The sequence below is a fragment of the Gemmatimonadota bacterium genome, assembly GCA_016712265.1.
GTDB lineage: Bacteria > Gemmatimonadota > Gemmatimonadetes > Gemmatimonadales > Gemmatimonadaceae > RBC101.
Window position 1 is genome coordinate 295882 of sequence record JADJRJ010000027.1, and the last position, 17431, is coordinate 313312.

The window sequence follows — 17431 nt, forward strand, 5'->3', positions numbered from 1 at the left end:
GATCGGGACGCAGCCCGGGGTCAGTATTCGCTTCATTGAAACAAGCGCGAAGGTTGCGGCACCCTTGAGATGCAGGGGCCTTCCAGGGTCACTGCCTCTCCATTCTCCAGAGGATTCGTGCGAGCGCGCCTACGCACTGTCGTCGTGGTTCATCTGCTCCTGATGTCGGGGGCCTGCGCGCCGCGGACAGTGGTGGTGACGGCGCAGCGCCCCAAGCTCGCCGAGACCCCCAGACCTGCCCCGAGTCCCTCGTCAACCAGGAACGCTCCCGCTGCCGCGCCGTCGGTAACGGACCGGCTTGTCCTTGCGGCATACACGGGGGATGTAGGAGGCGTCAGGATGGCGCTTGAGCGGGGAGGCGACATCAACGGCGTCTCGCGTCTGGGGCAGACGCCATCGGGCGCGGTCGCGACCGCCGTTCGGCAAAACAAGTTTGAGGTCCTGCAGTTCCTTATAGCTCGCGGTGCTGCGCTGACGGCCCTGCCTGGCGAGGCCCATGGTTCAAGCGCCCTGCACGTCGCCGCGGCGCACGGTGCGTCATCCGATATCATGCGGCTGATCCATCACTCCGGCGTGCCGGTGGATGCTCGCGATACGCGCGGCTTGACGCCCAGCATGGTCGCTGCGGACTCCGCCAGCGCATCGCTCGGCGAGCTGATCCATCTGCGCGCTGATCCATCCGCCGTCGACGCGGATGGGCGGTCGCTCTGGCAACACGCGTACGTGGGGCTGCGCCAACTCCCGACGGTCGAGACCATGTGCCCCCTGCCGGTGGCCGGAGGCCAGGCCTCGCTCGCCAGCAGTCGGCCCGAGCCGTATCCGTGGCTCGAGGCGGTTCCGCGGGACTCGCTTGCGAAGATCTTCCCCCGGTGCGACGTCAACATCGCTGTGGCACGTCGCGCGCATGAGGTCCTGCTCGCACTCGAAGCCATTCTCGCGAGCGAAACGAGGGCGTGGCAGGTCGGCCGAGCCGATATCCAGTCCGACAGGGCCCTGTGCCGCAACATCGCCGCCCACACCGTCTTGTCCTCGGTGGCATATACCACTCAATGGAACCAGCGCGTTCGCCGCGCCGATTTTCGCCTGCGGGAGTCAGGCAATGAGATGTACCGCGAGCGCACGTGGGTTACCAGCAGCTACACCGCGTTTGAGCGGCTCATGCGTGCCACCCGCCCCTGCCTCATCGGGCCTGGAACCCCACCGCCATGACTTCCTGCGTCTTTGCCGCGCGAACCTTGGCGCGTATTGTCTGCGGTTTGCTTTTGCTGGCTCCCGCGCGAGGCATCGGCGCGCAGAGTGGTTTCACACTCGCCACGGCCGTCCGCGCCATTGATCGGTCAAGCCGATTGGACAGCCTGCTCAGTGCGATCGACGTGAACTGGGCACAATCATGCAAGCGCTGGGTGACGCTGTTTGGTGACGAGCATGACGTGCCGGTGTGCCGAGAGTGGGTCACGACCAACCCCGCGCTCCAGCAACTCCCGCCAGATCGTCGAGGCGACCTGGGACAGGTCAACGAGATTCACGCGACGTCGGAACGAGCGATGAGGTTCCTCTTGGAATCGCTGCCGTCCGGGGCGGACGCCGCGGTGAGAACCAGGCTCCTGGGTTCCTGGACGAAGGGCCAGCTGCTGGCCGCCCTCTTCGTCCAACACGTGCGCCGCAACGTCGCACGCGATGTGTGGTCTTTCGACGTTGCCGCCGACACCCTCATGAGTCGCATCAAGGCGCTCCGGTCCACCCCGCCACGATCGGCCTTCGCCGGGGATGATGACGCCAAGCGAGGAGAGATCACGGGCCTGTGCACGTTCGCGTGGGATGCCATCGAACGTGCGACGCTGCCAGTGCAGGACAAACACATGCCGACCGGGTCCCTGCAATGCTGGCCGTAGGGTGACGAGAGTATTTCTGGCGGTCGGGGTCGGGCGAGCCCGGACCGGATTGCCAACAGGCACCAGCCCCGACGGCCGAGGTCAGCAGGCGCTCACATGCCTCGTCGAAACCGCGGCTTGTGCGAGGCCGACGCTCCGGAAACCCTGCCGACCTTCCAGCGGCAAGGCTGAGTCGTAACGAAGGCGGTGGCGTCGGCACTCAATCGGTGGACACCACCATGGTGTCGGCCTGCAAGTCGTGTAACGCCTCGCACTCAGTCTGTGTGACTGTCGTGGCCATGCGCCGCAAGCAGGCGAGCCTCCGACCCCCGCCCGCACATGACGAAGCGCCGAGAGAGAACGTGTTGGTTCAACGTCGTTGACCACGCCGATCGCCGCACCTGGAGAGCCGTTCCGCTGCTCGCGTTCTTGGCCTCCCTCGCAGCGTGCGCCGGCCCCACGGACGCAGGAGGTGATCCCCCTGTGTCAGGGGCACCACCCACTTGGCAGGTGACGCCCCCCCGGGCGGAGGCAGGTACCGTCCTCCGCATCGCGCCGCCATCTCCAACCGGGGACATCTCCGACGCAGAGGTCCATTTGTCTGGGACCCCCCTGGTATCGCGACACGACTCAAGCAGTGGGACCCTGAGCATCGTGATGCCGGCGGTCTCGGCAGGGAAGCTCCGGCTTGACGTGGTAAGGAATGGACGACCCGTCGGTACCGCGTGGGTTGAGGCCGTGCCCATGCAGGTCGACCAAGGGGCAAGGCTGCTCGGCGACTCCCTTGAGGTGCTGCTCGAGGGATTGGCTGCCGCGATCGATACGCTGCACCTCGGCCACGGTGACCTTGGCGTTGTCGACACTGCTGCGGCAGCCCTCTCCGCCGACCTCGCAGCTGACCTGCGAGGAGCGCTCGCCGAATGGCGGAGCCTCTCGGCGCCGAGGAGAGACTCGGCAGCGGCCCTGCTCGCGAACGCGCTTGATACGATGAGCCTCCGGGAGATCATCGATCCTCCCACCGACGCCATGGCCCTCCGTGCCGCAGCCCCGAACGCGGCCCCGAACCAGGACCCTTTCGCGCAGTGCATCAACACCAGATACCTCGTGGACGATACGGACGAGGGCGTTGAGGCCCTGAGTTGGGACAGACTCGAGCTCGTCCTCGCGGGGATTGCCGCGATCCCAGTCAGCGGCGGTACCAGCGCGGCAGTCGTTGTTGCGACGGCCGCGCGCGTGGCGGCGGCGTTGGTGGCGGCCAAGGTGACAGCGCAGCTGGCCAACCTTTATGCCACCCTGCGGTCTCACGTGCCCCGTCCGCGCTCCATGGGTGGCTCGGTCTTCCTGCACTTCGAGCCGGCAACGGGGTCGGTCGGGCATGAGCAGGATCCCACGGCCAGGGCCTACATGATGCCGCTGCTGGCACTCGGAATCGGCGGTGAACCGCTCCTGTTTGGAGCGGTAAAGGGCATCGGGGGAGCCGTTGCCAAGAAGTGGCTTCGATGGGCGGAACGGCTGAAACTGCGCAGCGAGTGGATCCAGAAGATGGAGCAGAGGATCACGACGTTTGCCATCGACAAGATCCTGGGGACCCTTCGGGGGCGCATCGAACGCATCCTGCGCCTCGGGGCGCCGTACACGCTGCGCACGTGGACGGTCCCGATCGAAGCGTCCCTCCTCGCGATTGCGCCAACGTCCGGCGAGGGCTGGCGGCTCCAGACACTTCCGTCCCCCCCGTCAACCACTGGTCTCCGATTCACCGTGGATGCCCTGGTTCCGAATCCTCTAGACCTGACGTTCGTCCCGCAGTACACCGGCACGATCCCTCCTGAGGTCGAAATGTGCCGCCCTCACCCGGTAAAGCCCGCGCAAGAACGCGGGGAAAACGCTTTCCGCATCGAGACGTCGGCGAAGCGCGTCACGGCGAGCGTTGGGTCACTAACCATCGCGTCGCCCGCGAACACCAGCACCTTCGAGGCTGGCATCACAGTGCACAATCCGTTCGGCACGAAGGTGGTCGCGACCGTCGCAAACCTTGGTCCTTTCGTGACGCCCGGGTTCGCCGCCGAAATTGCGAACGCGACGGTGACGCTCGCTCCGTACCAGACCATCACTGCCTCGGATCCGTCGGCGCCTCGCCTCCGCATGAACGTCTCGGCGGGCCTGCCCGCCGTGCGATTGGGGGTTGCCCTCGGCGTCGATGCCAACGGCAAGCGCCATAGCTGCAGCGTGGCGGATGTGCGGATCACTTCGACCGGGACGGTGGTCAAGGAGAACGCGTTCACGGTCCACTTCGGCGGTGCCACGCCCAGCACGAACAGCACAGCGAGCGCGACGGTGAACCTCAACGGCACCGCGTCAACGGTCTCGTGGAAGGGGCGCAATACAGCGGATCTTTCAGTACAGCTACGGCCAGGGCCGAATACGGTCGTCATCGTCCTCTCGAGCGGAACGGGATTGGGGGGCTACATCGTCCCCCCACCCTTCGGCAGTGGAAGGGCAGTCTCGTTCAGCTACAACCCCCACGTCCTGCGCTACTTCCTCCAGACCTTCAACCCTGCCTCCTCGCCCGCGGACTTCTATGTGAAGCAGGCCGAGCGGATCTGCGCTCAGTCGAGTTAGGACTCCGTCCGGAAACACCTACCACACCCTGCCCTCCCTCTGTCGTGATCCCCATTGTTGCCCAGACGTTTCTCAGTCTCATTGGGGGGAGAGGGAGATTCTGCCCTGCGTGCAAGGGACAGCACCAATTCGATCGGGGTGCGGTCGTGAGGCTCGCCCTATTGTGCGGTGAAACTCACAAAGTAGAGCTGAGCCACTGGCGGGACCGCGCGGTCATCACAGGTGATCTCGTGCGTGCCGCCTCGGCCAAGCTTGATCCCGGCGAATTCAAGGTCCAAACGGACTGGTTCGCTGCCTCCGCGAGGGACAGACGAACGTACCACGCGTCGCGTCTTCGCAAGTTCTACGGCTCTTCCATTCATACGGTGTCGCAGGATGCACACTGGCATTGCGTCCGCCGGCAGATCGATGACGGCCCGCCCTGCGCCCGCCGTGGTAGAGGGTGCGCGCTGCAGATGCTGCATCAGGGTAGCGTTGGAGCTAAGCTCAAACGACACCGTCAGGAGAACCTGCTTGTCGGCGAGCGCGTATTCGCCGCTCCGCGAAATGGTCAGTGTGCCTGGGTCGCCATTTGTCTCACGGATCCGCGCCGTCGTCTCTGTCGCCATGACGTCGGCGCCGAGGAGCCGGGTGCTAGGGGGGCTCACGTTTCCGCCCGGCTCACGCAGCAGGATCGTATCCGAGGCCACGACGCTACCGTCGATGCTGCATGTGATTCTGCCTCTCGTCACCCCTTCGTTCCGAAGGCGATCGACTGGGATCTCGGCGACGAACCGCGTACGTATCGCCGCACCGCGTCCGAATCGCTGCTTTCGGTCCTCGTCGGGGTCCGGAAGGTCCAGGGGCGATGGCAACAGGGTTGAACTGAGCACGCAGGCCCGCCGAAACGTCCTGATGTTTGCGAGACTGGTGATCTCCGGTACGACACGTGCCATGCGGTCCCAGTCCGGCCAGTCAACGCGTTTCCCACCTTGCTGAAAGCGGTACTCCAGGGCCACGAACACCCGAGATCGGCCCGGCGCTGGGAAGACCGCGCGAAGCACCCGCTGACTCTCGGGCGCCTCTGGACCGTCAGCGCCGAAGATCTCCATGTGTCCCCCGACGGTGATCCCTGCCTCCTCGAACATGCGATCCTGCTCGTAGGGCGAGGGCTGTTGCCCACTCGGTGGCGAATCAGGATTGCGCGCCGCGGACCTCCGCCCTTCTGGCGGGTCGAGCGCCTGATTGGTGCCGCCCTCGCGGAGAGGCGCCGACACCGCTGGCGTCTCCTGCTTTTCCTTCGAAGTGTCATTCGGCGGCGCATCTTCCCCAGGCGGCCGACTTTCCTCTCTCTTGCTGGTCACACCAGGCGTTGCGGCGACGTTTGGCTGGGACGCCGGTGAGAGCGAGTCTGGGCCGTTGCTTGACCGCAAACCAGGGAGTGCGGGGCTTCCTCCGAGCGAGTTGGCGAGGGCAAGCCACGCCCCTCCCCCTATGATGACCGTGGTCGCCGCAACTCGTCGAAGAGGCCACGTTGGCCACCTACTGCGTCGCGGCCCGCCATTCCTGCCACCAGCGATCGCTGCTCTGAGTTCATTCGCAAAGATGCCTGCGGTCCGGTAGCGCGCGAGCATGGCCGGATTCATGCCGCCCTTTAACACGCGACGCACGTCCGGTGGCAGCCCAGGCGTGAGCGTGAGCGTATCAATTCCGTAGGGGTCGTCAGCCGTTCCGTCCGGAATCTCACCCGCCCTCGGGGGAAGCGCCTTGAACAACGCATACGTTGCGACCACCGCGAGCGCGAAGACATCGCTGCGCCGGTCCACCCGACCTAGCCCGAACTGCTCGGGGCTCATGTACGCGGGTGTTCCTACTGCTTCGTTCTTCGCGGTGAGCCCGCCAGCGTTGGCGGCCCCGAGCGCTTTCGCCAGGCCGAAGTCGATGACCGTTGCAGATTCCGTAAGCTGACCCGCATCCCGAACGATGATGTTCGAGGCCGTCAGGTCTCGGTGGATGACGTCGTTCTCGTGGGCGAAGTCGAGCGCTTCCGCCACGTGGGCGATCCAGCGGCTGACCCGTTCAGGAGGTATTGGGCCTTCTCGCTCCACGAGCGTCCGGACGGAGTCGCCGCGGATGCGTTCCATCACCAGAAACGGCACGCCGTCCACGAGCCCGGCGTCGTACATCCGAACGATATGTGGATGCTCCAGCGATTCGGCGACCCTTGCCTCCTGTCGAAAGCGCTGGACCGTGTCGCTATCGATCGCAAACTCGGGACGCAGCAGCTTCACCACCCGTGCACCGTGGGTCTCCGCGTGCTGCGCAAAGTACACGTGGGCGAAGCCACCGGTTGCGACGAATTCCGTCAGCACCAGCGTTTCGCTGATGCGGCACCCCGCGAGGGCACGTGGCTCGAATCCGAGCGCTACCGACAGACCGTCGTTAGGGCACGTGGGTTCATTCAGGCGCAGTGACTTGGAACACCGGGGACAGGTCCAGCCTGCAACAGCATTGAACATGGGCGGGCTGGCTTGAGCACCCCAAGGGTCGGCCGGGAGCGTTTCCCACGGAAGCTACCCGTCGCCTACGGACAGCGACAGTTGACAGCGGCATCCGAGGCGCGTCTGCCGACTGGCCTCTTCCGCCGTGCGCACCACCGATTCCGGTGTAACAGATCCCGGCATGCCGGCACTCCTCGGTTGCGGAGGTAGTCCGCCAACCACTCAAGAGGCCACAACATGCGCATTTTCAATCTCATGCCGGTGCTCACTCTCACCGCCGTACTCGCCCTCGGCCGCCAGACCGTTGCCGCCCAGAGCGCGACGTCTTCAGCGCTGGTCCGCACGAACGCCGTGGTGCGCTCCCAAGCCTCCCAGTCCGGCGAGCGGATCGGTCTCCTCAGAGCCGGTGAGGAAGTCGTTGTCCTGCAGGAGGTCCCGGGCTGGAAGCGCGTACGGACCTCATCAACGTCTGGGTGGGTGGCCTCCAGGCTGTTGTCGCCGCCACAGCACGTGGCCACTCAGGCGGTCGCCGTTAACCGACCCGACCCGGTTCCGCCCCGTTGTGGTGCCACCGCTCCCTGCCAGGCGCTAGCCGAACCCGCGGCAGCACCCCCCTTGGTCACGGATTCATCCGCGCCGCCAGCTGCCACGTCGGCCACGGCGCCGGAGGGGGTACCCGGAATGAAACAAGCCGGGCCCTGGACCTTCGGAGGGCGCCTCTGGATCGGCGCTCCAGCGATCGGCATCTTCGGCGAAACAACCGCTCTCACCCGGAAGGTCTTCCGGCCGGGCACCATTGGCCTCTCCGCGTCGGCGGATTACGTGTCCGTCCCGCTCTTCGGTTCGGGAGTCCTTGTGTCCGCAATGGTCAACTACCATGTACGCTTGCCGACGGCGCCCAGGCTGGATCCCTTTGTCGGGGCAGGTATCGGCTTCGGGGCCATCGCGGGGTTCTCGGGTATCGACCTGCTGGGCCATGCCGGAGCTCGCTACTTCTTCACCGATCGATTGGGCCTGCATGCCAACATCAACGTCGGCCGCGCCGGGTATGGTGGCTTGGCCATCGGCGTCGCCGGGCGACGCTGATGGAGACCGCGATGCAGACCAAATCGCGCGCCTCTGTCGGTGTAGGGGATGCCCCGAAGTCGGACCGTTCCACTGACGGTACGAAGTCGCGTCAATCGTCCTCGGAGTCGTCCGCGCGTGTCATGCCGGCCAGTGACACGACCCACGGCACCTCTCACAGTCCGACCGTTTACGCACCCCGCACGCGCGCGCACACCCGCCCCGCAACGCCTGACTCGCCCATGCCTACCTCGGCCATCAAGCGCCTCATCGATTGGAGTACCCGGACTTTCCGTCGCAATCGCACCTCGGTGGAAGATGATGCACTGGTGTCTGCCCTACAGGCGGGCGACACGCGGAGCCTGGGCGAGTTGTACGAGCGTCATTGGGCGATGCTGGTGCGCTTCCTTGATCGTGTCGGATGCACGGAGTCCGAGGATGTCGTGCAACAACTCTTCCTCCAGCTCCCCAAGAAGCTGCAGGGGTATGCGCCGCGTGGGGAGAGCCTCGACAAGTGGCTGCGCCGCGCGGCGTTCAACATGTATCGCACCCACCGGCGTGGCGTTGCCCGTCAGCGGCTTGATGATGTCTCGATGGACGGAATGGCGGATGGCGCGTCTTCGGTGAGCGCCAAAATCACCCGCACCGACCTCGTCGAGCACCTGCTCAAGTTCCTCTCTGCCGACGATCGGGAGATGCTGGTGATGGATGAGGAGGGCTTCTCCACGAAAGACATCGCCGAGGCTCACGGGATGAAGCCTGGCGCGGTTAGGACGCGTCTGAGCCGGGCCCGGGCAAGGCTGCGCGCGAAGGAAGCCGAGGTCAGGCTCCTGACTGGGATGGAGTGAGGGAACGGCTGTTGCCCCCGGGACACCAGAAGTAGCTTTGGGCCGGATCGACCCGGGCCACCCCAGCCCTCCCCGTGCAACGCGTACCCTGACGATGCACAGTCCCGTCGCTGGCTGGACCTGCCCCAAGTGCGACACGACCCTGCGCCTGGACACGCCCGCATGTCCCGCCGACGGGTTCACGGTGGCCCGAGGTTTCGAACCGCGGGCACTGACCGGGTGCCTCATCAGCGACAAGCTCCTCCTCACGGAGTTTGTCGCCACTGGTGGCTTCGCGCATGTGTACTTCGCACACCACATCGAGACGAGGGGCGCACGCGTCGTGAAGATGCTGCGCCCAGAGTTGGCGGTCAACAAGGACACGGTCCTTCGCTTCCGGCACGAGGCGCAGATCGCGGAGTCCCTTGAGCATCCCCACATCGTTCGCATCTACGATACGGGCCTGGTACAGGGCATCCCGTACCTGGTCATGGAACGCATCCGGGGCGACTCGATCCGGACGCTGGTCGAGCGCGAGGGCCCCATGTCCCCACCTCGTGCCGCACGACTGGTGACGCAGGTGGCCGACGCACTTGAGTTTGCCCACGCCCGTCACGTGATCCATCGAGACCTAACTGCCGCCAACGTGATAGTGCGGACCACGGAGCTCGGCACGGAGACGGCAACAGTCATCGACTTCGGCCTGGCAAAGGCCATCGGGCGAGGCACCAGCCACGACCTCACCGCACCGAACGAAGCGGTCGGCACGCCAGCCTACATGAGCCCTGAGCAGCTCGGGCTCGGTCAGGTGGACGCGCGGAGCGACGTTTTCGCCCTCGCCGTTGTGGCGACCGTGGCTCTGTTTGGACGGCTCCCTCCGCTTGCCGGCCACGACCTCCCCGACGCGACGAGCGAAGACCCCTACGGAATTGACACACTGCCCCGGCCGGTCGGCCTCGGCTCCGACGTCATTCCGGTACTCAAGAGCGGGCTCATGCCTGCCAAGCGCGAGCGTTGTGCGACGCCGCGCGAGTTTGCCGATGCCCTAGCAGTGGCCACAGGTTGCCCGGTCGACTCAGAGGACACAACGCATGGGCCACGTACCCGATGGCTCGCGCGCGCTGGGGCCAGCCTCGGAATCACCTTCGTCATTGCTTTCGCCGCTTGGCATACCGCGCGTCCACCGCAGGGAAACCGGCAGGTCGACCTTCCGACAGACCTTGCGGCTATCTTGGATAGCGCAAAGGAACGCGCCCCTGCCGACGCCACGCCCATCTCGCCTGAACCTGTTCCTGTTGAGCTGGCCACTCCGGACACGGCCGCATCATGGCGGTCCGCGCTCTCCGACGCGAATGAGCTCCGCATGGCTATGGAGTCACTGACCGCGCCGAAGCAACCGGCGGATTCCACCGCTGCGACCGGGTTCAGCGAACAGAAGGACAAAACCACCGATGACACGGGCAGACGCACCCAGCCCCCTGATGGCTCGGGCAATGCGCTGTGGACATCGCCCTACGACCTCGACCGGCTGGTTGTGGGCTTTCGGTCGGACGGGGAAGACAACGGGCTGGCGCTGGCCGTTGCGGTGTTCATCGACGCCGCCGTACGTGCTAATGCCCAGGCACGAGTGTTCAGGTTCGGCGATCCCTCCGCACGATCTGGTCGCCGGGCCTGGCTCGAGGAAGTGCATCACCGAGAGCCCGACATGGCCCGAGAGGCGGATTCCGTGCGATCGACGACCCCAGCAGGCAAACGCGACGTGATCCTCCGGCTCGCCGAGGCCTTGTTGGCCTCGGAGGGAATCCCGCTCGCCCTGACCCCCGACGCCAGGAAACGGGCGGTCGGCCTGCTGTCCTCCTGGTAAGGTGCACCATGCCGCATGCACAGCTGTCGACCGAATCCCGACCCCGGGCGTCCGTGAGAGTCCTGGTAGCCCTTGCATGGCTCCTGTCGAAGGCCGCGACTCTGGGGGGACAGGCCGCTCCGCAGGCGGGCTCCGATGGTATCCTCGTCCCTGTCGCCACGCTCGGGATCGCCGTAGATCAGTACCGGACGGGTAGCGTGCCTGAGGCGCGACTGCACGTTACACGACTCAATGACGCCTTGGGGCGGCGAGGGTACCCGGTCTCTGCGCTGACGAATCCCACGCGGACGTCCATGCTGGAGGCGCTCCGCTCGTTCCGCGATCGCTTGCCGCCCAACGCCGCGGCGTTTGTGTTGTTCAGTGGGATGGCCCTCCAGTACATGGGCCAGCCGTACCTGCTTCCGACGGACGCGCGGCTCGAGTTCGAGCGAGACATCCCTGCGGAGGGTGTGCCCCTCGCGGACGTTCTCGAAATCACGCGGGGGCGTCCCTCCGCCACGCTGGTCGTCGCCATCAGTGCGCCGCGGCGAAACCCCTTTATTGCGCGTACGTGGACATCGGCGTCGAATGACTTGACGCTGGAGAAGCTGCCGCCCGGTGTCGTCCTGATCCTTCCTCCTCAGGGCACGCCTGCGCTGGACGCCCCGTCGATCGGGCTGCAGCTGGCCGCCGTTGTGGCACGGACACCAGCCGATGCTCCGCTGGTTGTGCCTGGTGCGTTTCAGTCCGCACTGGAAGCCACGGCGGCCGCAGTGACGCACTCCATCGCGCGCCCAGTGTCAATCGCACCGCGCAGGAACTTCACGGCCAACTTGCCGCAGAGTGGGCTCTATCGGTATGACGTGCTGTACGAGGGACGGGGCAACAGGCGCGGCTTTCGCCCGGACGCGGCCGGTGTCGTCGACCTTGGGAAGGTCCGTAGTCGCTTCGAACTCGATATCCGCACCTGGCTGAGTGTGACGGTGCGGCAGGACCTTCTCGCGAGGCGCATCGAACAGGTGTTCGCCGTGGACTCCATCCGCATACTCCATGCAAAGGAGATGAACGAGCTCCCCGACACCGTCCAGATCCGTCACGCCCGCCTCCGGGTCACCTATGACACGACCGGTCGGCTGATCGGGCAGTCCTTCGAGGGGACCGGGGCCCGGAATGATGTGGAACGTGCCCTCTGGGAGCACGCCTCGTCACTGCGCCCCACCCTCATCCATGAGGTGCAACCTTGGCGCGATACCCTCGCCTTCCGCCCCGGCACCAGGGACGCCATTTGGCGCGTTCGCACACGATCTGTCCGCGCAGCCGCGCGGGGGCCAGCGCAGGGCCCCGTCCTGTTCGAGGAGGTGGTGCAATCGTGGACAGTCAACCCGGAGTATCGCCTAACGGCCGAGGGTGAGACGGCTCTCGCACCGGAAGGCACGGTACGGAGCGTAAAGGCCTCCTATCGCATTGAGGTGCAGGGCCAGCCCGCGCTGGGGAGCAGCGGCTCCTGGAAGTACGAGTTGGTCAGTAGGCCAGTGCAATAGACGCCGGCGTCGGGTCGTCGCAAGGAGAGGTCAGCACGGCGGGAACTTGAAAAGTCCAGTCGGATAGAGGCGATCACGCAGGGGCTCGCTCGCGCGATCCGCGTACTCTCGCAGCGCACGGCATGCCACGGACTGCTCCATGGACACAAGATGCCTGTATACCTCATCACTGGCTTCAGCGGTGAGCCTCTTGAGGTGGTCGATCAGTGCCAGCGTAGCTGCATCGGGCGCCGGTGGCACGCCAGCCGACGCGAGCGCCAGTCGCACGCCCGTATTTCCGATAAGCTCCTCTTGGCCTGGCCCCGGGTTCAGCCGGCGAAGTAGGGCGTACTCCCTCGGTCCGGCCATCCAGGAGGCAGCCTCGAAGGCGGCGGTCGCCAGCTGAGAAAGCTCCGTGACCGCGAGCATGTCGCGCGAAACCTGAGTGGAGAAACGAAAATTGGGATACTTGGGCCGATCCTCCAAACACAACCTCGCGCTCCTCTCGCCGCTGCTGGCGACCCATGACCTCTTGCAATCCCGCGCTTGCAGCTTGAGCATCTCATGTTCAACTGACATCAAACGAATTTGGAGTGAGCTCGCCAACTCGACGGTTGCCATCGGCGCCTGCGCACCCAGGGCGCGAAGCGCACCGAGGAGCGCAACACTGTCCCGAGGGAGCTGGGCGAGGGAGAACCTTCGGAGCACGGCTTCAACCTTGCCCTGAATGGTACCCTGTGCCGCAGCAACCTGGCTAAGGCCCGATAGGAGCAGCAAGGCGATCGCTTTGCGAGATGTAGGCATGGAATTCAGGTACCTCCGATCAGTATGGGTTTGCTCGCAGGCGATGAGGAGCTCGCGCCTCGGCAAGTACTTCATGGCGTCGGTCGCCTGGACGTGCAGTCGGATGCAAGTGCCTGCACACGAGGCACGCCGCCCGGCAGTGACCCTCGTGCCACCTTGATCTGCAGCTTCAGCAATTCGACCAGGAGGGCGCACCCCTCCGGGTCGCCACGCAGCTTGGCCCGCCAGTGCCGCCAGGACTCAGGTGCGTGTGCCAGCAGGTTCTCGATCATGCTCAGGCGGTTGGGAAGCATCGTGTTCCACCGCCCCTGCTCTTCGGGGCCGCCAGCTGCCGGGAGCGGTTCTGGGCGGAATGCCAGGGGAGTGTCCGGGGTGACCGGTGCACGCCAGAGCAGAAACTCCAGGACGTCGTTTCCCGAAGCGTCGACCGCGTTCCATTGCGCCCCCCGATCGAGCAGATCCTTGAACGGCGCTGGACGAGCGCTCCATGCGGCGAGCATTAGCGGCGTCATCTGCGAGATCGTACGCGCCTCAATCTTGCCTCCAGCTTCAAGGACAAGCGAGATCGCCGCGGGGCTGGCGTATCCGGCATAGTGGATCGCGCTCCAGCCAAGGCCGGTGGCGCGAGTCGCGTGCACGTCCGCTCCTGCCCGTAGCAGTTCGTCGGCGACAACCACACGGCTCCTCTCAACTGCTGCCATTAGAGGCCTCAACTCAGCGTGCCGCTTCGACCCGGCGTTCGGATCAGCGCCCGCACTTAGGAGCCGCCGCACCGCAGCAATATCACCACGCTGCGATGCCTCGACGAGCGAGTCGGACTTCGATGGCGGCGCTTCAACGGGTTGCGGAGCAGAGGCGGGACGCGCCAACGTCGTGGGCCGACTCGAAGCCACCCTCGCGGGGGCCGCGACCACGGTTACAGGACCGCTAGCGCAGGCCGGCGACGAGACAACCGCCGCGACAACCGCAAGACGCAGCAGTCGCTTCCGACATCGTTGCTGGCGGGCAGAGCGAGACGGCATGATGACAGAGGTTCGGCAGGCGCAGGACGCGGTCGGGAAATTGCTACGGCTCTGGAAGACGAGGTGTTGGCCGCTGTCCTCACGGTGGGATGGCAGTCTATGGGTCGTCACATCCATCATGTGCCGGTGGCAGCGGAAATGCTACCGCAGGTAACGGCTTCCGAGGTGGGATCCCACGTAACAGTCCCGCCGTCCTTTCACTGGTAGAGGGACTGGTCACGGACGCGACATTCCGGCCGGTCGCCCCCCTTCTCGGCGCACCACCACGCGCGCCCGTTCCCTGCGAGCACCGCCCGGACTCCCCCACGCTCCGCCGCGTCCACGACTTCCTCAACGCGGAGGCGCGTCCCGAACCCCTCGCCACCCCCATTCGCGACCTGGCCGGCGTCATCGGCCGGCTCGAGACCTTTGGGGCGCGGCAGGAGGAACACCACCGCCGGATGCAGCTCCTCACCACGCAGCTGCAAGCGCAGGGGCGCCGTGTCCGCGGTGTGCACATGAGGGCGATCATCCTGGCCGCCCGCGCGATCCTGCCGCGCGAAAGCCAGGACGCCATCGCCCTGGAACACGCCGCTCGCCTCCCGCGCTACAAGGCGGACTACGAGCAGATCGTCCTCGCGGCGCGTGGTGTCGCAGCCACCACGGAGCCCTATCGTGACCAACTCGCGGCTGCGGGACTCGGCCCCGACTTCCTCACCAACCTCCTCGCCGCCGCCGACTCCCTCGTCGCACTCGTCGGCGCACGCGCCCTCGAACTCGAGCGGCGCATCGCGGCCACCGAGGGGGTGGAAACCGAGGCGCGGCGCGGGGTCGCCCTCACCCGCTTCCTCGACGTCCTCGTGCGCCCGACGCTGGAAGGGAATCCGTCACGCCTCGTCGAATGGGAGCGGGTCATCCGCCGCGCCCGTCCGCCGCAGCCCGCGGAACTCCCCGTGGCTCCCGGAGGTGAGTCAGCCCGGGCCGCGTAACGCGGCATGATGGTGTGGCATCGTGGGGAGGTGGCGCCGCCTCCCCACATGTCGCGCGGTTGCGGCCAGTCTCAATCCCCTGGCACCGGGTGCTCGAGCGCGTTTGAATGCGCTAGGACGAGAACCACCCGAATGCGCACCCGCGAGCTACGCCGCGGAGATGACGGCCTGGCTTAGCAGTGCCTGCCGAGCGAGCTCGAGCACCGCCACGGCGTGGTCCCGCGTGACCGACGGAAAGTCCGCGAGGAACTCGCCCAGTGGGTGCCCGCCTTCCACGTAATCGATGAGCGTGCGCACCGGCACTCGGGTCCCCGTGAAGCACGGTTCACCGCCCAGCCGATCCGGGTGCGTCGAGATGAGAGGAGTGGGCAGCATCGTCGGTCCCGGGCAGCTGCTTGGCGACTTTAGGAAATGGTAGCTCTCCCGGACTGGGATGGCAGCTCCCGAAGCTGCGGAAGTTCTCGCCACCAAGGCACCGCTCGGCCGGCCGCTGCCAGCCGACAAGGCGTTGATAGACATCGACTTGCGCATCCCGCCCACAACGCAGACAGATGCGTGCACCGCCGCGAGTCGAGGATGTTGTCTGTATTCCTGTGGTGTGGACTGGCAAGACCATGATGGGCATCGACTTAGCTGGCTCGATCACGGATTGTAAGTGCGATTGCCAATTTGTGGCGCACGGACTACCGTACCGCTATGATCGTCCGTGACGCCGCCTCACGACTCATCGAGCTCGCCCGCCTCTACCCGGTCGTCACCGTCACCGGGGCGCGACAATCCGGCAAGACCACGCTCTGCCGCTCGACCTTTCCCGCGCTCCCGTACGTCTCCCTGGAGCCGCTCGACACCCGGGAGTTCGCGCGGGTCGACCCACGCGGCTTTCTCGCCAGCTATCCCGCTGGCGCCATTATCGACGAAGTCCAGCGGGCTCCGGAGTTCACGAGCTACCTGCAGGCCGAGGTCGATGAGCGCCCAACGCCGGGACGTTTCATCCTCACGGGTTCGCAGAACCTCGCGGGCTCCGCCTCGGTCGCCCAGTCACTGGCGGGGCGAACGGGGGTGCTGGAGCTCTATCCGCCGAGTTGGGGCGAACTCCAGCGCTTCGCATCGCACCCGACCGCGTTGCTGGAGGTTCTGTGGAGCGGGGCCTATCCCCGAATCTTCGACCGCACCATACCGCCGCAGCAGTGGCTGGCAGACTATGTCGCGACCTACGTCCAGCGCGACGTGCGGCAGCTCCTCAACGTGGGTGACCTTCGGGCCTTCACGAACTTCGTGCGACTGGCCGCCGGCTCCACAGCCTGCGAGATCAACCTGTCGCGCCTCGGTGGCGACGCCGGGGTCTCGCACAACACGGTGAAGGCGTGGTTGTCAGTGCTGGAGGCGAGTTACCTCTTCTTTCGGCTCCCCGGGTGGCACACCAACGCGCGGAAGCAGGTCGTGAAGTCGCCGAAGCTCCACGTCATCGACAGCGGGCTCGCCTGCTACCTGCTGGGCATCCGGTCGCCCGAGCAGCTGCAGAGCCACCCGCAGCGTGGCGCGATCTTCGAGAGTTGGGTGGCGGCGGAGTTGCTGAAGCAGGGGGCACACGCGGGATCCGCCGTGTCGCTGTGGCATTACCGGGATGCGACCCGGCTCGAGGTGGACCTGGTGATTGATGCCCCCCCCGACGTGGTTCTGGTGGAGGCAAAGTCGGGAGCCACGGTGGCGAGCGACTTCACCGACGGCGTGGAGCGGCTGGCCCACTCGCTTGAGCCATCGATGCCGTCAGGACGCATGCGTCGCGCGGTGGTGTATGGCGGCGACGCGGCACAGCGACGTGGCGCGACGGAGATTGTGCCATGGCGGGCGATCGATTCAGTGGACTGGATTCGGAAAGCAGGGCACGCACCTTAAGCCGGCGAGGCGCATGCGAACGAGGGGCGACTCTTCGAGCCCTTGGGGCTGAACGCCCATGCCTACGATCCCCCAGTGGTCACGTGTGCATGGGAGCACAGATGCTGGCAAGTGGCGACCCTTGACACATCGGATCCTCGACACAGAACGTCGGGGGCCAGACGCATGCCGACGTTTGTGACATCGCAAGACGCAAGATGTCGACGCCGCCCACGTACCCGCTAACCGATACGCCGTACCCTCCACATCCACCATGCTTCTCCCGGAAACGACACGCCGAATGGCGACGAGCGCCATCGTCATGATTCTCGTCACGGCGGCCTTCCAGGCATCGGGACACTCGGGTGCCCTACTTGAGAACGACTGGCTTCCCCCGCTCGTCGCCGGGAGCTACGTCCTGCCGTACCTGCCGAGGGGACGACCGATACTTGGCGGAGTTCTGGTCCACGGCGGGCACGCTCCGCATCGCGCCCCCGGATGCTCCGAATGATGTCGTCCTCGACTTCGGGTATCTCG

14 protein-coding genes are annotated in these 17431 nt (G+C 66.0%); 9 read left to right on the forward strand and 5 right to left on the reverse strand.

Translation table 11 applies throughout. From position 1 onward, the window contains the following. Positions 1-339 precede the first annotated feature (339 nt). The 3 genes from IPK85_05620 to IPK85_05630 all read left to right on the forward strand — a co-directional run bounded on the left by IPK85_05620 (position 340) and on the right by IPK85_05630 (position 4490). Complete coding sequence (locus IPK85_05620) at positions 340-1209, forward strand: hypothetical protein (GenBank protein ID MBK8246862.1); 870 nt, start codon at positions 340-342, stop codon at positions 1207-1209. Further along, a complete protein-coding gene (locus tag IPK85_05625; GenBank protein MBK8246863.1) occupies positions 1206-1892 on the forward strand; it encodes a hypothetical protein in 687 nt (228 codons plus the stop codon). Before IPK85_05620 ends, IPK85_05625 begins: the two co-directional genes overlap by 4 nt. A gap of 723 nt (positions 1893-2615) precedes the next feature. Beyond that, positions 2616-4490: a hypothetical protein gene (locus tag IPK85_05630; protein ID MBK8246864.1), complete on the forward strand. Its 1875-nt coding sequence runs from the start codon at positions 2616-2618 to the stop codon at positions 4488-4490. Positions 4491-4648: 158 nt separating this feature from the next. Here the strand turns inward: IPK85_05630 and IPK85_05635 are convergent, their stop codons facing one another. Continuing rightward, positions 4649-6988: a protein kinase gene (locus IPK85_05635; protein ID MBK8246865.1), complete on the reverse strand. Its 2340-nt coding sequence runs from the start codon at positions 6986-6988 to the stop codon at positions 4649-4651. 219 nt (positions 6989-7207) lie between these two features. Between IPK85_05635 and IPK85_05640 the strand changes: the two genes are divergently transcribed. The 4 genes from IPK85_05640 (at position 7208) to IPK85_05655 (ending at position 12246) form a co-directional block, all read left to right on the forward strand. Next, positions 7208-8056, forward strand: a complete 849-nt coding sequence (locus IPK85_05640) for an SH3 domain-containing protein (protein ID MBK8246866.1) — start codon at positions 7208-7210, stop codon at positions 8054-8056. Positions 8057-8277: 221 nt separating this feature from the next. Continuing rightward, positions 8278-8883: an RNA polymerase sigma factor gene (locus IPK85_05645; protein MBK8246867.1), complete on the forward strand. Its 606-nt coding sequence runs from the start codon at positions 8278-8280 to the stop codon at positions 8881-8883. A 94-nt stretch (positions 8884-8977) separates the two neighbouring features. Beyond that, positions 8978-10726, forward strand: coding sequence for a protein kinase (locus IPK85_05650; protein MBK8246868.1), 1749 nt, complete (start codon positions 8978-8980; stop codon positions 10724-10726). 8 nt (positions 10727-10734) lie between these two features. Beyond that, positions 10735-12246, forward strand: a complete 1512-nt coding sequence (locus IPK85_05655; GenBank protein ID MBK8246869.1) for a caspase family protein — start codon at positions 10735-10737, stop codon at positions 12244-12246. 30 nt (positions 12247-12276) lie between these two features. On the opposite strand, the gene IPK85_05660 is transcribed toward IPK85_05655, so the two are convergent. From IPK85_05660 to IPK85_05670, 3 genes are all read right to left on the reverse strand, one after another. Then, positions 12277-13029, reverse strand: coding sequence for a hypothetical protein (locus tag IPK85_05660; protein ID MBK8246870.1), 753 nt, complete (start codon positions 13027-13029; stop codon positions 12277-12279). A gap of 71 nt (positions 13030-13100) precedes the next feature. Next, entirely contained in the window at positions 13101-13667 is a 567-nt protein-coding gene (locus tag IPK85_05665) for a hypothetical protein (protein MBK8246871.1), read from the reverse strand. A 581-nt stretch (positions 13668-14248) separates the two neighbouring features. Further along, entirely contained in the window at positions 14249-14548 is a 300-nt protein-coding gene (locus IPK85_05670) for a hypothetical protein (GenBank protein ID MBK8246872.1), read from the reverse strand. Between IPK85_05670 and IPK85_05675 the strand changes: the two genes are divergently transcribed. Next, complete coding sequence (locus tag IPK85_05675; GenBank protein MBK8246873.1) at positions 14549-15019, forward strand: hypothetical protein; 471 nt, start codon at positions 14549-14551, stop codon at positions 15017-15019. It abuts the gene before it with no gap. A gap of 147 nt (positions 15020-15166) precedes the next feature. On the opposite strand, the gene IPK85_05680 is transcribed toward IPK85_05675, so the two are convergent. Then, complete coding sequence (locus IPK85_05680) at positions 15167-15394, reverse strand: DUF433 domain-containing protein (protein MBK8246874.1); 228 nt, start codon at positions 15392-15394, stop codon at positions 15167-15169. Between the two features lie 321 nt (positions 15395-15715). Here IPK85_05680 and IPK85_05685 point away from each other — a divergent pair, with 321 nt between their 5' ends. Beyond that, positions 15716-16915 carry an ATP-binding protein gene (locus tag IPK85_05685; GenBank protein MBK8246875.1) on the forward strand — a complete coding sequence of 400 codons (1200 nt, stop codon included), beginning with the start codon at positions 15716-15718 and terminating at the stop codon, positions 16913-16915. Positions 16916-17431: the final 516 nt, after the last annotated feature.